The 15287-nt window shown below is 64.9% G+C and carries 15 protein-coding genes; 14 read left to right on the forward strand and 1 reads right to left on the reverse strand.

The window, feature by feature from the left end:
* From APY03_RS16340 to APY03_RS16360, 5 genes are all read left to right on the forward strand, one after another.
* Positions 1-262: transposase domain-containing protein (locus APY03_RS16340; protein ID WP_198161255.1), on the forward strand; the 262-nt coding region annotated here is incomplete at its 5' end.
* 34 nt (positions 263-296) lie between these two features.
* On the forward strand, positions 297-824 hold the full coding sequence (locus tag APY03_RS16345) for a hypothetical protein (RefSeq protein WP_068678288.1): 528 nt from the start codon (positions 297-299) through the stop codon (positions 822-824).
* 503 nt (positions 825-1327) lie between these two features.
* Positions 1328-1777, forward strand: coding sequence for a MerR family transcriptional regulator (locus APY03_RS16350; protein WP_068678243.1), 450 nt, complete (start codon positions 1328-1330; stop codon positions 1775-1777).
* 421 nt (positions 1778-2198) lie between these two features.
* Entirely contained in the window at positions 2199-2492 is a 294-nt protein-coding gene (locus APY03_RS16355) for a heavy-metal-associated domain-containing protein (protein WP_068678244.1), read from the forward strand.
* Positions 2493-2765: 273 nt separating this feature from the next.
* Positions 2766-4436, forward strand: coding sequence for a DUF3141 domain-containing protein (locus APY03_RS16360; RefSeq protein WP_232081421.1), 1671 nt, complete (start codon positions 2766-2768; stop codon positions 4434-4436).
* Between the two features lie 144 nt (positions 4437-4580).
* Here the strand turns inward: APY03_RS16360 and APY03_RS43870 are convergent, their stop codons facing one another.
* Positions 4581-4784: a hypothetical protein gene (locus APY03_RS43870; protein ID WP_232324296.1), complete on the reverse strand. Its 204-nt coding sequence runs from the start codon at positions 4782-4784 to the stop codon at positions 4581-4583.
* 36 nt (positions 4785-4820) lie between these two features.
* Between APY03_RS43870 and APY03_RS16365 the strand changes: the two genes are divergently transcribed.
* The 9 genes from APY03_RS16365 to APY03_RS16410 all read left to right on the forward strand — a co-directional run bounded on the left by APY03_RS16365 (position 4821) and on the right by APY03_RS16410 (position 15276).
* Positions 4821-5261, forward strand: a complete 441-nt coding sequence (locus tag APY03_RS16365) for a hypothetical protein (protein ID WP_068678245.1) — start codon at positions 4821-4823, stop codon at positions 5259-5261.
* A gap of 283 nt (positions 5262-5544) precedes the next feature.
* A complete protein-coding gene (locus tag APY03_RS16370) occupies positions 5545-5883 on the forward strand; it encodes a DUF2933 domain-containing protein (protein ID WP_068678246.1) in 339 nt (112 codons plus the stop codon).
* A gap of 21 nt (positions 5884-5904) precedes the next feature.
* A complete protein-coding gene (locus APY03_RS16375; protein WP_068678247.1) occupies positions 5905-6567 on the forward strand; it encodes a methyltransferase family protein in 663 nt (220 codons plus the stop codon).
* A 546-nt stretch (positions 6568-7113) separates the two neighbouring features.
* Positions 7114-8472: an MBL fold metallo-hydrolase gene (locus APY03_RS16385; protein WP_068678249.1), complete on the forward strand. Its 1359-nt coding sequence runs from the start codon at positions 7114-7116 to the stop codon at positions 8470-8472.
* Positions 8469-9980, forward strand: a complete 1512-nt coding sequence (locus tag APY03_RS16390; protein WP_102906067.1) for a thymidine phosphorylase family protein — start codon at positions 8469-8471, stop codon at positions 9978-9980. Before APY03_RS16385 ends, APY03_RS16390 begins: the two co-directional genes overlap by 4 nt.
* Positions 9977-10876: a ribose-phosphate pyrophosphokinase gene (locus APY03_RS16395; RefSeq protein WP_068678251.1), complete on the forward strand. Its 900-nt coding sequence runs from the start codon at positions 9977-9979 to the stop codon at positions 10874-10876. The genes APY03_RS16390 and APY03_RS16395 overlap by 4 nt, the downstream gene beginning before the upstream one ends.
* A 14-nt stretch (positions 10877-10890) precedes the next feature.
* On the forward strand, positions 10891-11241 hold the full coding sequence (locus APY03_RS41545; RefSeq protein ID WP_146039443.1) for a hypothetical protein: 351 nt from the start codon (positions 10891-10893) through the stop codon (positions 11239-11241).
* Positions 11238-12821 carry an oleate hydratase gene (locus APY03_RS16405; RefSeq protein WP_068678253.1) on the forward strand — a complete coding sequence of 528 codons (1584 nt, stop codon included), beginning with the start codon at positions 11238-11240 and terminating at the stop codon, positions 12819-12821. Before APY03_RS41545 ends, APY03_RS16405 begins: the two co-directional genes overlap by 4 nt.
* Positions 12822-12870: 49 nt before the next feature.
* A complete protein-coding gene (locus APY03_RS16410; protein WP_068678254.1) occupies positions 12871-15276 on the forward strand; it encodes a heavy metal translocating P-type ATPase in 2406 nt (801 codons plus the stop codon).
* Positions 15277-15287 lie beyond the last annotated feature (11 nt).

A 15287-nucleotide genomic window follows, 5' to 3' on the forward strand; every position in this document is an offset into this window, starting at 1 on the left:
ACTTCTTGCCCGACATGGGCAGAATGACCCAGTGATTGCCCTTGGAAGATCCAACTACCTCTTCGTGGGCTCGGACGCTGGAGGCGAGCGGGCCGCGGCGATCTACAGTCTGGTGGAGTCGGCCAAGCTGAACGGGCTCGATCCTCAGGCATACCTGCGCGACGTGCTCGCACGCATTGCCGACCATCCGATCAACCGCATCGACGAGTTGCTGCCATGGAACATGGGCGGGCAACACGTTGAGCAACGACTGGCGGCCTGAACCACGCAAGCAGGCTGCGACGAAGGAAGAGGCAGTGAACTCGCAAGGCACCGACCAGCGGATGATGGAAGCCCTCGAGGGTGCGAGCAGCCTGCAGCTCTACCAACTCAAGGCATTGATCGAGGGCATGCTGGCCGACCCGCGTCGGGGCATTGCCGCACGTGCGAACCTCCATCTTGGCCAGCCTGTGCAGTTCGTCGACTTCCGCGACGGCCAGATGCGTCGCGGCAAGATCATCGCCATGAGGGATACGCAGGCGACGGTGCTGGAAGAAGGCACCAAGCGAACTTGGAAGATCCCATGCCTGGCGATGCAGGGCTATCACGGTGCAGAACGTCGCGACGAGCAAGCTCCCTATGAGCCACCGCCGGAACCTGCCAGCGCGACAACACACGCCCGCGAGTTCCAACGTGGAGACACCGTCACGTTCAACGACCGTGATGGTCGCAACATCACCGGCGTGATCGTGCGCATCAACCAGCGCACGGCTACCCTCGGCACCGGCGATGGCGGCACCTGGCGCGTCCCGTTCCATGCGCTGCGCCAAGTGCTCGACGTCTGACATCGTCGACTTCGTCAACCAGTCGACGTCAAGAGGGCCTTGAGGCCGCGCTTACCGTACTCCCATACCGCGCATGCTTCATTTGTCGACATACTGTCCAGATTTATCGGATCGCCACCGCGAGCCCCGACCAGGCCCAGTGCCCGAACTGACGAAGCGAAGGTTGCCCCAAACCTCGCCCGCTCCCTGGCCACCCGGGCGGCCATCGCGCGAAGGTGCGGCCGACATACGAGGCCTACCGTACACAACGGTTTGTTTACCGCCGCAGCGCCCCGTGCGACGGACCCATATTCGTAGGCGACGGCGCCGATCAACCCATCGTTCGGGCCTCAACGTTCAGGCGGTGAAAGGTTGTTCATTTGATCCACGTCAAAGCCATCACGTACGTGCCGCCGCAACATCGTGACGCTCACAATCATCACAGCCATGAAATCGCTGAAGACCCTAACGCTTCATTTCTGCAGTCCAGGCGGGTGCCCTGAACGCGCCATGAAGGAATTTGCATGCAGGTAATCCAATGTGCGCAGGCCGCCGGTGTCAGCCCTGACACAGTGCGCCACTACGCGCGCCTCGGTCTGATCAAGGCTGAACGCAGGACAGAAAGCGGATACCAGCAGTTCTCGCCAAGCACCGTGGCGCGCGTTCGCTTCATCCGCAGCGCAGTTGGCTTGGGGTTCAGGTTGAGCGACATTGCCGAGCTACTCGGCATGAGCGAGCAAGGGCAATTGCCTTGCCCCAAGGCACGCACAATCCTCGCCGATCGGCTGAATGAGAAGCAGCATCAGGTCGAGCACGAGATGGCGCTGTTCCGTCGCATGAAGCAGGCTCTGAAGGCCTGGGCGGCGATGCCGGATGGCGTCCCGGAAGGTCACCACGTTTGCGGCCTCATAGAGGGCTTGCCTTGGAACGCCGATCACGAGGCCGACGGCAAGCGCCGTCGATCGTTGAAATGATGACAGATGCCTCTGGGGGCCAAGCGCGCGGCCGCGCCGCAATAGACGGCCCTCCTTTTCCAACTTGATGTACAGGAGCCTTACCGTGAACGCCCCTATCCTTCTCTCGCTCCATACGTCATCACCTTCGTGCGCGTTGGCCTGCGCCTGGTCTTCTAGAACGGGACGCCAACCAAGGGAACATGATGCAGCGATGGACCCATTCTCCGGGCACACCGCGGACTCGGGCTTGCTTGCCTTCGGCCTCTTGTCGTGGACGCTGCCTCTTGTGCCGACCATCGATTCGCCAGGCTCAGACGCGCCTGCGCCGACGCTGGCCGCACGACCCATACGGCCGCGTGCATCGGCCGCGCCTAGACAAGGTGTACGCAACAGTGCAGCGGACGCTGAGTTTTAACGCTTACCTCAACGGAGTCCCACGATGAACACCATCGATCTCGAAGTCCAGGGCATGAGCTGCGGCTCGTGCGTCAACCATGTCACGCAGGCGCTGAAGCCGATCCCCGGCGTAACCGACGTCGCCGTCGATCTGCAGTCAGGCCATGTCCGCGTGAGCGGCTCGCTCGACGCCGGAGCGGAACGGCTGGTTTCGGCGCTCAGCGACGCGGGCTATCCGGCCAAGCTGTCGGGTGCGAGCGCGTTGACGCCCATAGGCAACGGACCGAGTACCCATCCGAAGGGCAGTCGGGGCGGCTGCTGCGGCAGCTGCAGCTGAGCTGCGCTCGATCATGAGCTCCGACGCCGCGTCCGGCCAAGCAACGCACGAAGTGGTGGCCCTCGGCAAGCCGTCCGATCGAGAACCCGCCCATGGACGCCGATGACAAAAGTTCGCGCGGCTGAACCTGCTGCGGCACCTGCTGGCACGTCTGCACTGTCCCGACAAGAACGTCGAGCGCAACATCGCCCTTGACTGACCGACCGGCGGCGAACAACTACCCGCTCTTGCGCGAACACGCAGTCCCACCCCAGTCGACCAGGAATATTGCCCTTGGAATACCCCGACCTGTCCGCTGCCACCTCGGTTACCGCCCCCCTCGAATCTTGGCCCCGCTATTGGGCCGACGCCCTCTGGCGATCGCTCGCGACCATGGACCTGCTGCGCCAACGCGGCGACAACATGCTCGATCATGAAGCCGCCGGCATGCCACCGCTGCTGCACTTCGATGCCGAGCCGGTGGCAAACGCGCGGGACTTCGCTTCACCCTGCAACTACCGCCTACTTCGAATCACTCGGTGCGGAACGGACCGGCTGGAACGTCATGTGCGTCGAGGCTCCGCGCCGGTGATCGTGGTCGATCCACGGGCGGGCCATGGCCCCGGCATAGGGGGTTTCCGGCGCGACTCCGAGGTCGGCATGGCCCTGCTGGAAGGGCACCCGGTCTATTTTGTCGTCTTCGACCCCGAGCCGGTCGAGGGCCAGACCTTGGGATCGGTCGTCGAGGCACTGGCGCGTTTCATCGATATCGTTGCCGAACGCCATCGCGCGCGCGCTCCGATCATCTATGGGAATTGCCAGGGCGGCTGGGCCGTCGCTCTGGCACTGTCGCACTGCAACCGCGAGGCGGGTCTGGCTGTATTGAACGGGTCGCCCCTGTCTTACTGGGCGGGTGAGGCCGACGTCAACCCGATGCGCCTGATGGGTGGTTTGGTTGGCGGTGTCTGGCCGGCACATCTGGCGGCGGATCTGGGCCACGGCCACTTCGATGGAGCGTGGCTGGTCCAGAACTTCGAGGCTCTGCGGCCCGAAGGGGTCTGGAAAAAGTACGACCAGGTGTTCGCGGAGCCGCAGCGCGAGAAGGTGCGCTTTCTGGAATTCGAACGCTGGTGGAACGGCTTCTACAAGCTGGGGCGCGAAGAGATCCTGAGCATCATTCGTGACCTGTTCATCGGCAACCGTGTCGAGCAAGGCGTCGTGGTGGTCGACGGCCACTGCCGTGCCGACTTGTCGCAGATTCGGACGCCGCTCGTCATCTTCTGTTCCTATGGCGACAACATCACGCCGCCGAGCCAAGCCCTCGCGTGGCTGAAGACGGTTTTCGGCTCGACCGAAGGCTTGGTCAGCGCCGGACAGCGCATCGTCTATCTTCTGCACGAGCATGTCGGCCATCTCGGCATCTTCGTGTCGGCCGACGTGGCACGCCGCGAGCACCGCGCCATCCTGCATCACGCTTCGGTCATCCAGGCATTGCCGCCGGGCCTCTACGAGATGAAGCTCGAGTCCGCCGCTCGGACCGAAGACGCCGACCGCGCGACCTTCGAGCCCCGACGCATCGAGGACTTGCCCTTCGAGCCCCGTCCGGCTGCGTTCGAACGCGTCGCCGAAGCGTCGCGCCAGCTGGACGCCCTTTACACCCAGTGGCTGTCACCCTTCGTGCAGCAGCTTGGCAGTCCCGCCACGGCACGCTGGCTGGAGGCTTGGCATCCGATGCGCACCAGCCGCCTGATGTGGTCCGAGCGCGTCGCACCGGGCGCTGCGTTGTTTCCCATCCTGGCATGGGCAGCTCAGACGCTGGGCCTCAGCGATGAAGAACGCGCCTTCAATCCCTGGTATCGGGCGGAACGCAGCGCGGCCGAAGGCGCCGGTAAATCCATCGAGTCCTGGCGTCACTTGCGTGATCGCATCGCAGAGATGGCATTCCAAAGCCTCTACGGGACGTGAGGGCCGCCGCCAGACGGCGCGCGGACCGCTGCCGACTCACGGTCAAAGTTCTGCACGACCAAGGCATCTCGCAGCCCCCATCCCGTCCTCTCTCCGGCTCGATGAACTCGATGGCACTGATCGACAGGCCACAAGCCCTTGTCGCTACAGGCTGCTTGGCATTTGTTTACCGTCCGGGTTGCAGGTCAGTCTCCCTGATGACGAAAGCTGACGATGCTCGGGCCGCATCCTCACCTGGCTGCGCCCGTCGAGATGAACCGAGGCCGAGCCCGGTGCCGGCATGCTCAGACCTTGATCCATATCAACCGCTCGGCAATGCTGTCGAATAAGCTGTGCTGAAGGATTCATGGTGAATCCTCCGAAACTCGGCGTGGGGACTGCAACATGGCGACATGGCGAAGCAAACTGGCAAGGAGCGCATGGACTGCGTTCCTGCTGCTGTTCGCTGTACGGGCCATCGCGGGCACGGCCCTGTGCGAGATCTATGGCGAGCACAGAGCGCCGCCCGTCTCGCCGGATGCGACCCAGGCTCGCGTCCATGCGCCGCAGGAGGCCCATGAGGCACACAAGCACGCCCTGCGAACCGAGCAGCCGTCGAACGACAGCAAAGCACATGTCTGCGAAGAGCTGGCTTCCCTGACCGGCGGGCCAGCTTTCCTCTCGGCCATCAAGTGGTCGCTGACGGTCGATGCGATCCCTTGGTCGCATGCACCGGCGCGGAACTGGGAGCCAGTCATCGCGATGGTGAGCGCTGCGCCGCCGCAGTTGGCGCACCCACCACCGTCGCGCGCCCCGCTGGACATTTCGCCTCGCCTGCGCATTTGACGAACCCCCGTGTCGGGAGTGGGCACAGTTTGATCGTGCGCGCGGATTTGACCTGCGCCCACGTCGCGTGCCCAGGATGGCCCGCACTTCCCACACCTGCGTCCAGCGAGAGTGCTAGCGCTTGACCTGTGTGCCGCACCCAGGTTGCACATTCAGCTTGGCCTCCCTCCGCACGAGCCACCGGGACAACCGAACCACGCGCAGCCACCACACGAGCAACTGCCCGAGCCAGGCCGATTCCTCCAAGAGGGCCCGGCCCAGACCGAACACCAAAGGCCGAATCATGGACAACCATTCTTTCCCTGCCGATCCGACCACCGGCCCCCGTTCGCAGCGCGGGGCCGCCCTGACCTGGGTTTTCTTCGGCTTCCTTGCGGTGGCCGGCTTCTTCCTTTTCATCGAGCACCGTGCACACCTGATGGGAGCCCTGCCGTTTCTCCTGCTGGCGCTGTGCCCGTTGATGCATTTCTTCCATGGCAGGCACGATGGCCACGGCGGCCATCCGGGGCACGGCCCGACGGGATCTGGCAGCGCCGATCCCGTTGACGAAACCGGCCTTCAAGGCAGCCCCGGTGCCACGCCCACCCCTCCGTCCGCCCCGCACCAGCCGCACCAGCACTGAGCCAACCGCAAAGGACTTTCCATGACGCAAGACAACGCACCGGCCTACGGACTGTGGTCCCTGGTGGTCATCAATTCCCTCGTCTTCATCATCTTCGCATTCAGCTTCGCCAAGCCGCAGTCCGGTCGCGACTGGCGCTCGTTCGGCGCCTTCTCCAGCTTCCTGGTGGCGCTGTTCGCCGAGATGTACGGCTACCCCCTGACCATCTACCTGCTGTCGGGATGGCTGGGAACGAAGTTTCCTGGCGTGGATTTCCTCTCGCACGACGCCGGCCACCTGCTGGAGGTGATGTTCGGCTGGCGCGCCAATCCGCACTTCGGACCGTTCCACGCGCTCAGCGCCGTCTTCATCGGCGGCGGCTTTTGGCTGCTCTCCGCCGCATGGTCCGTGCTGTATGCGAGCCAGCGTGCCGGCACGCTGGCGAAGACCGGTGCCTATGCCCGGGTTCGGCACCCGCAGTACGTGGCGTTCGTGCTCATCATGTTCGGCTTCCTGCTGCAGTGGCCGACCGTCCTGACCCTCGTGATGTTCCCGATCCTGTGCGCGATGTACGTCCGCTTGTCCTTCACGGAAGAGCGCGACTCAGCCAAGACCTTCGGAGCTGAATGGGAGCGCTATGCGAGTCAGACGCCGCGGTTCTTTCCCAAATTTGGCGCGCCAGGGGCGACGCAGCCTCATGCGTGACGATCGCGCCGACTCCCCCGCGAAACAGCAAGGACCATGACGTGACACCGGCTGACCCCGCATTCCGCTGCGCGTGGCTGCGATGGGCAGTGGCCTTCTTGCTGCCCTGGGCGTTGCCGTTCATGGCCCAGCCGGCCCTGCACCGCCCGATGTTGTGGGCTAGCAAGCTGATGGCACGCTTCGGCTTAACCGCACCGCTGTCCGTACCCAAGTACCGGAGCTCACCCGGCCTCTTCGAACTGGCTCGGCGTACGGGCTTCGATGTCGAAGGCTTCGTCTTCTGTTTAGCAATCGGCGTACCCGGGGTAGCCTGCTATCGCGCGCTGGTGCAGGTGCCTCTCCGGCGATCACCGCGCGCAGTCATCACCGCGGCATCGCCGGCAGCTGCTCCCGCTCGCGCGTCCGATCATCGCGTTGACCGGAATGGCGGTGTTGTCTTGGAAGTCGCCGGTATCCATGTAGCGAAAAGGAGTCAGCCGCCCCTGCTTGTCCACGACACCGGTCGAGAGCGTCAAACGCGGCAAGTACCACCCCAAGGACCAGACCATGAAGCTCGATTTCCTGGGTGCCGCCGGCACCGTCACCGGCTCGAAGACCCTCGTCACGCACGAAGGGAAGCAATTGCTTGTCGACTGCGGCCTGTTCCAGGGCTACAAGAACCTGCGCGCCATGAACTGGGAGCCGTTCCCGTTCGACCCGACGAAGCTCGATGCCGTCGTGTTGACGCACGCACACCTCGATCACGCCGGAGCACTGCCGCTGCTCGTCAAGCGGGGCTTTCGCGGGCCGGTCTTCGCGACACCGTCGACGATCGACGTGTGTCGGGTCCTGTTGCCCGACAGTGCGCGAATCCAGGAAGAGGATGCGGAGTACGCCAATCGCCACAAGCTCTCCAAGCACCAGCCGGCCCTGCCGTTGTACTCAGAGGAGGACGCGCAGCGCGCGTTGCGCCGTCTCGAGCCGCTGCCGCTCGAGCAGCGAGAGGAAGTGATGGGAGGCATGCAACTGCGCCTGCGGCAGGCTGGCCACATCCTCGGCGCAAGTTCGGTCGAGCTGACTGCGGGCGGCACGACAGTTCTGTTCTCGGGTGACCTGGGCCGCCCCGACGATCTCATCATGCGGGCCCCGCTGCCGATAGCGCGCGCCGATCATGTGGTGATCGAGTCGACCTACGGCGACCGGCTGCACGATACGCAGGACGTCGAGGCCGCCTTCGGCGAGGTGATCAAGCGTACGGCGGCACGCGGCGGCATCGTGGTGGTCCCGGCCTTTGCGGTGGGGCGAGCCCAGGCGCTGCTCTACGCGATCTACCGTCTGAAGACCCGTGCCGCCATCCCCGACCTTCCGGTCTTCCTGAACAGCCCGATGGCGATCGACATGACCGAGATCTATCACCGGCATCGCGCGGAGCACCGTCTGTCGGTGGAGGAATGCCGCGGCATGTGCCAGGTCGCGAAGATGACGCGCACGGTCGAGGAGTCGCGTGCGCTGAATACGCTGCGGTACCCGGCGGTCATCGTGTCGGCCAGTGGCATGGCCACCGGCGGCCGTGTGCTGCACCACCTGAAAGCCCTGGGTCCGGATCGCCGCAACACCATCGTGTTCGCCGGCTACCAGGCGGACGGCACGCGAGGCGCCCGCCTGCTTGCCGGCGAGCGCAGCATCCGCATCCACGGCGAAGATGTGACCATCAATGCCGAGGTGATGTCGCTGCCCGGCATGTCGGCGCACGCCGATGCAGAGCAGCTCGTGCAGTGGCTGGCGACCGCGCCTCAGCCGCCGCGCGGCATCTACCTCAACCACGGCGAGCCGGGTCCGGCCGACGCATTGCGGCAACGCATCGAGCGTGAGCTCGGCTGGCCCGCGACCGTGCCCCGGCTGGGCCAAAGCGTGGAGGTTGCATGATGAAAGCATCGGGCTTGCGCCTGCGGCTGCTGGGCATCGACACGCTGCAGGAGCATGTGATTTACATGCGACGCGACTGTCATGTCTGCAGGGCCGAAGGTTTCGAGGCCCAGACGCGTGTAGAGGTGGCCCTGCGAGAGCACCGCATCATCGCGACGCTCAACGTGGTCGACACCGAATTGCTGGCGCCGGGCGAGGCCAGCCTGTCGACCCGCGCATGGCAGGCTCTTGGCGCCGCGGCGAACGATACCGTCAAGGTGGCGCACGCGCCGACGCTCGACTCGCTGAGCGCGATGCGCTCGAAGATCTACGGCCACCGGCTCGACACCATGGCACTCGACGCCATCGTCGGTGACGTGGCTGCAGGCCGCTACTCCGACATGCACATCGCTGCGTTCCTGAGCGCCTGCGCCGGCGGGCGCATGGACTTGCAGGAAACCATCGACCTGACAAGCGCCATGGTCAAGGCCGGCGACCGTATCGACTGGGGGCGTACGCCGATCGCCGACAAACATTGTGTGGGCGGCCTGCCTGGCAACCGCACGACGCCGATTGTGGTCGCGATTGCGGCGGCGGCCGGGCTGACGATGCCCAAGACCTCGTCGCGCGCGATCACCTCGCCAGCGGGGACGGCCGACGTGATGGAGACGCTGACGCGCGTCGACCTCAGTCTGACCGCGATGCGACGTGTAGTGGATCGCGAGGGCGGCTGCTTTGTCTGGGGCGGGGCGCTGACCCTGAGCCCGGCCGACGACATCCTGATCCGCGTCGAGCGCCCGCTCGACCTTGACAGCGACGCCCAGCTCGTCGCCTCCGTGCTGTCGAAGAAGATCGCCGCCGGAGCGACGCACGCCGTGATCGACATCCCGGTCGGTCGGACCGCCAAGGTGCGCAGCGAGGAGGACGCGAATCGGCTGCAGACCTTGCTAGAGCAAGTTGCTGTAGCCCACGGGCTGCAACTGCGCGTGTTACGTACGCGCGGCGCCCAGCCGGTCGGGCGAGGTGTAGGCCCAGCGCTCGAAGCGCATGACGTTCTGGCCGTGCTGCGCGGCGCAGCGGCGGCGCCGGTGGACCTGCGCATGCGCGCACTGGTTCTGGCCGGCGAATTGCTCGAGTTCTGCGGCCACAGCACTCCCGGCACGGGCGAGTCCGAGGCCTGCCGCCTGCTGGACAGTGGCGCGGCTTGGGACAAGTTCCAGGCCATCTGCGAAGCGCAAGGCGGGCTGCGCGAGCCCGGCGTCGCTCCACTGCGCGAGCCGATCGTGGCCGAACGCAACGGTTACGTGTCGGGCATCGACAGCCGTCGGCTCGCGCGGGTCGCCAAGCTCGCCGGCGCGCCCAGTGCGCCGACCGCCGGCCTCGTGCTGCACGTGCGGCTGGGGGACCATGTCGAGCGCGGCATGCCGTTGTTCACGCTGCATGCGCAGGCGCCTGGTGAGCTGGCCTATGCCCGCAGCTACCTTGATTCCCATCCCGTCGTCACGCTAAGCGATGAGGTGACGCCATGAAGCCCGTCGTGATCGCGATGCCCGGCAACGAGCAGCTCGCCGATGAACTGGCCGCTCACCTTTCGCTGGAACGCGGCGCCGCCACGGTAAGGCGCTTTCCTGACGGCGAGTCTTATGTGCGCGTCGAGTCATCGGTCGAAGGCCGCGACACCTTCATCGCCTGCACGCTCGACCGACCCGATGACAAGCTGGTGCCGCTGCTCTTGCTGGCGGCAGCGGTCCGTGAGGCGGGCGCGTGGTCGGTGGGCTTCGTGGCGCCGTACCTGGCCTACATGCGGCAAGACCGTCGGTTCCATCCGGGCGAGACGATCAGTGCCCAGCATGTCGGAGCTTGGATCTCGCACTATGTCGACTGGATGGTGACCGTCGATCCGCACCTGCACAGGATACCGGACCTGTCTCAGGTCTACAGCGTCCCGTCACGTGTCGTCCATGCCGCGTACAGTGTGGCGCAGTGGGTACGGGCGCAGGTGCGCAATCCCCTCTTGATCGGCCCCGATGAGGAAAGCGCCCAGTGGGTCAGCGATGTGGCACAGCAGTCCGACGCACCCTTCGTCGTGCTGACCAAGACGCGCCGCGGCGACCGCGATGTCCAAGTGTCGGTACCGGACGTCGAGCGTTGGCGGTCGCACACGCCCGTGCTGGTGGACGACGTCGTCTCGACCGCCCGCACCATGATCGAAACGATCGACCACCTGCGCCGAGCCGGGCTCGCCGCGCCCGTGTGCGTGGCGGTCCACGCGGTATTCGCTCAGACGGCGTTCGAGGAACTGCGCGTGGCCGGCGCGGGCGACATCGTCAGCTGCGACACGATCCGCCACGCGTCCAATCGCATCTCGCTCGCTGCGGCCATTGCCGCTGGGGTCCGCGTGTTTCTACCCGATGCCCACGGATGAACCCGGAGATTGCTATGTCATCCGTCCGCTCCAAACTCGCTGGTCTCTTCGCAACGGTCCTGCTCGCACTGGGGGCCTTCCTTACCCTGGCGCAATCGCGCCTGGAGCGCGACGGCGTGCTGCTTCACTGGGCACTTGTCGCGCTGGCGTTGCTGTCGTTCGGCGCGGCGTACGACCTCTACGCCAGATGGATTCATCTCGAGGTGGTGCCTGTTCGCCGTGCCGATGAGTGCGGTCATCTACCTCCACTTTGCATGGCGCGGCGCCGGACGCTCCTTTCCGCCCTATCCGCCCAGCGCCACCGTGTCCGTTCGGTTGGCCAGGCCCACTTGTCTAACCTGATTCATGGGAGAGAACATCGATGAACACAACCGACGCGGCCAAGGCCTACATCATCGGCGGAGGCATCGCCTCGCTGTCCGCGGCCGTCCTGCTGATCCGCGATGGAGGATTCTGCGGTGCCAACATCCGCATCCTGGAAGAGTTGGAGGTGGCAGGCGGCGCCCTCGACGGCTCGGGCGACCCGGTCAACGGATACGTCACCCGTGGCGGCCGCATGTGGACCGAAGAGGCCTACGGTTGCCTATGGGACGTGCTCGAATCGATCCCCGCGCGTGCCAATCCGGCGAGGTCTGTCAAGGACGACGTCTGGGCGTTCAACAAGGCATGGCATTCAGATTCGCATGCGCGCCTCATCGACAAGGATCACAAGATCCTCGATGCCACCGATCTGGGCTTCAACCTGCAGGATCGCCTTGAGATCATGCGCTTGCTCGCGATGCCGGAGCGAATCATCGGGACCAAGCGCATCGAAGATTGCTTCTCGTCGCATTTCTTCGCGACCAACTTCTGGGCGATGTGGCGCACCACCTTCGCCTTCCAGAACTGGCACAGTGCCATCGAACTCAAGCGCTACATGCTGCGGTTTATGCAGGAGTTTCCAAGGATCCATACTCTGGCGGGCGTGCGGCGAAGCGCATTGAACCAGTACGACTCGCTGGTCCGTCCGATCGAGAAGTGGCTGACCGATCAGGGGGTGCAGTTCGAGTACGGCACCAAGGTGATCGATGTTGACCTCGCCGAGAGCGACGGCCAGCGAATCACGGCGATCCATTGCACGCGCCACGGCAAAGAGGTCTCGTACGCGGTTGGGCTGCGGGACTATGCGTTCATCACGATCGGCTCGATGACCGCCGATTCGCGACTGGGAGACGACGATCACGCACCCCAACTCGTGCGCGACAAGATCGACGGTGCTTGGAGGCTGTGGGAGACGATGGCACGTAAGGCGCCAGGTCTTGGTCGACCCTACGCCTTCAGCGGCAACATCGACGAAAGCAAGTGGGAGTCCTTCACGCTGACGATGCGCTCGCCGGCCCTCGTTCGGCGGATCGAGGAATTCAGCGGCAACAAGCCCGGCACCGGTGGCCTGATGACCTTCAAGGACTCCAGCTGGCTGATGTCTATCGTGGTGCCGCATCCGCCCCACTTCGCCGGCCAGCCTGACGACGTGTTCACGCTCTGGGGTTACGGGCTCTTCATCGATAACAAAGGGGACTACATCGACAAGTCGATGGCCCAGGCGACCGGCCGCGAAATCCTGACTGAGTTGATGCACCAGTTGGGGTTCGAGGACATTCTCGACGAAGTGCGTCGCAGCACGACCGTCATCCCGGTGATGATGCCCTACATCACCAGCGAGTTCTCGCGACGCGATGTCACTGATCGGCCGCCGGTGATCCCACACGGTGCGAAGAACTATGCGCTGCTGGGTCAATACGTCGAGATTCCCGAAGACGTGGTCTTCACGGTCGAGTATTCGGTGCGTACGGCGATGCACGGTGTCTACGGACTCCTCGGCCTGAAACGAGACATCCCGCCCATCTACCACGCCATCGCCGACCCCAAGGTGGCCCTTGATGCCCTGAAGACGCTGATGGGATGAATGTCCGGTCGGAGCAGCAGTTGCTTTGCCTTTTGAGAATGAAACCCTCATGAACACAACAATGAGCTTCGAGGTCGGCGGCATGGTGTCGTCGATGTCGGCCCATGGGGTCGAAAAGCAGTTGTCGCGCCAGCCCGGCGTGACGGCAGCGCAGGTCAACTACGTGGCCGGCTCTGCTAGCGTGACCTTCGACCCGGGCAAGACCACGCCAGAGGCCATTCGCGCCACCATCGAAGCATGCGGATACCACTGCGGCGGTGAGGCCACGCCTCGACATGTTTGCGTGCCGCGCGCTGCGGCTGGTAGACGTCACGAGTACGCCCGCGAGCATGCAGGGCATGCGGCCCCAAGCGCGAAGCCCGCCACAGCTGGGCACCCGATGGACCACGGCACGATGGATGCCATGGCTCGCGAGATGGGACACGGCCCCGGCATGGACGCGCGCGGCATGGCGCGCGACATGCGAAACCGCTTCTGGATTTGCCTCGCGTTCACGGTGCCCATCTTTCTCTATGCCCCGATGGGCGTGGACTTCATCAAGCTGAGTCCCCCGTTCGGCCTCGACCTGAAACTGTGGCTGTTCATGCTCGCCACAGGTGCGGTGATCTATCCGGCATGGCCCTTTTTTGTCGCCGCGACGCGCGCGCTTCGCAACGGCGTGCTCAACATGGCGGTTCTGGTCGTCCTGAGCGTCGGCACCGGATACCTGTTCAGCGTCGGAGCCACCTTCCTCTTCGAAGGGGCGCAGTTCTATGAGGCGGTGTCGGTTCTGCTGGTGTTCATCCTGCTCGGACACTGGCTCGAAATGCGGGCGCGTGCCGGTGCTTCAGAGGCGATACGCGCTTTGATGGACCTGGCGCCGCCGAAAGCCACCGTCGTACGCAACGGTGTCGAGACCACGGTCGCGACGGCCGACGTGCTGCTGGGTGACATCGTGCTCATCCGCCCCGGCGACAAGATTCCCGTTGACGGCGAGGTGCTGGAAGGCGGGTCACAGGTGGACGAATCGATGCTCACCGGCGAGTCGATGCCGGTCAAGAAGGCGGTCGGCGACAGCGTGATCGGCGCCACCATCAACAAGAGCGGCAGCTTCCGCTACCGCGCCACCAAGGTCGGCGCCGACACCGCTTTGGCGCAGATCGTCAAACTTGTACAGGAGGCGCAGAACTCCAAGGCGCCGGCGCAGCTGCTTGCCGACAAGGCGTCGCAGTGGTTGGTGCTGGTCGCTTTCCTGATTGGACTCGCGACCTTCGGCGTGTGGTACTTCGTGCTCGGCCAGCCCGTGCTGCTGGCCCTCACGCTGACCATCACGGTGTTCGTGATCGCGTGTCCCGACGCGCTCGGACTGGCCACGCCGATGGCGGTGATGGTCGGCACGGGCCTGGGGGCGATGAACGGCATCCTGTTCAAGAACGCCGCAGCGCTCGAAGACGCCACCAAGCTCGATGTCGTGATCTTCGACAAGACCGGCACGCTGACGCTCGGCGAGCCCGACGTGGTCGACCTCGTCGCGGCACGTGGCACGAGCGTCGATGCGCTGCTGACCATCGCCGGCTCGGTGGAGAAGCTCTCCGAGCATCCTCTGGCCTTGGCTGTGCTCCAACGTGCCGGACACCTGCCACTCGAAGAGGTGAGCGCATTCACCAACATCGATGGCATGGGAACCGAAGCCGTCGTTCGCGGCGAAAGAGCGCTCCTCGGCAATCGGCTGTTGATGGACGCGAATGCCATCGACCTCAATGGCCTGGAGGCTCAATCTCGCAACCTCCAAGGCCAGGGACGCACGGTGGTCCACGTGGCCCATGGTGGCCGGCTGATCGGTCTGATCGCTATCGCCGACGCGGCGCGCCCTTCTTCGGCAGAGACCGTCAAGGCGCTCCACGGCAAAGGGGTGCAGGTGGCCATGCTGACGGGCGACAACCAGGCCACTGCCGATCGAATCGCCAAGGAACTCGGTATCGACATCGTCCTTGCGGATGTGCTGCCCGGCGACAAGGCCGCCAAGGTCAAGGAACTACAGGCGCAGGGCAAGAAGGTCGGCATGGTCGGCGACGGCATCAATGATGCCCCAGCGCTGACGCAGGCCGATGTTGGTTTCGCGATCGGTGCGGGCACCGACGTAGCGATGGAAAGCGCCGATGTGGTGCTGATGAAGAGCGACCCGTTCGATGTGGTCGGCGCCATCGAGCTCTCGCGCGCAACGCTGCGCAAGATGCACCAGAACCTGTGGTGGGCGGTGGCCTACAACGTGGTGGCGTTCCCTCTAGCCGCCGGCGTGTTCTATCCGTTCACCATCAGTCCGGAAGTGGCCGCCATCGCGATGTCGGGGAGCTCCGCGCTCGTGGCCATCAATGCGCTGATGCTCAAACGCACGCGGCTGACCGGCATCCGCCGGGTCCGGGCGACTCCAGGAACAACGGGCGACGCCAGGCAGACCGCTCCGGCTGCGGTCTGAAGGCGGCGCGG

It is taken from the genome of Variovorax sp. WDL1 (assembly GCF_001541225.1).
Taxonomy (GTDB): Bacteria; Pseudomonadota; Gammaproteobacteria; order Burkholderiales; family Burkholderiaceae_C; genus Variovorax.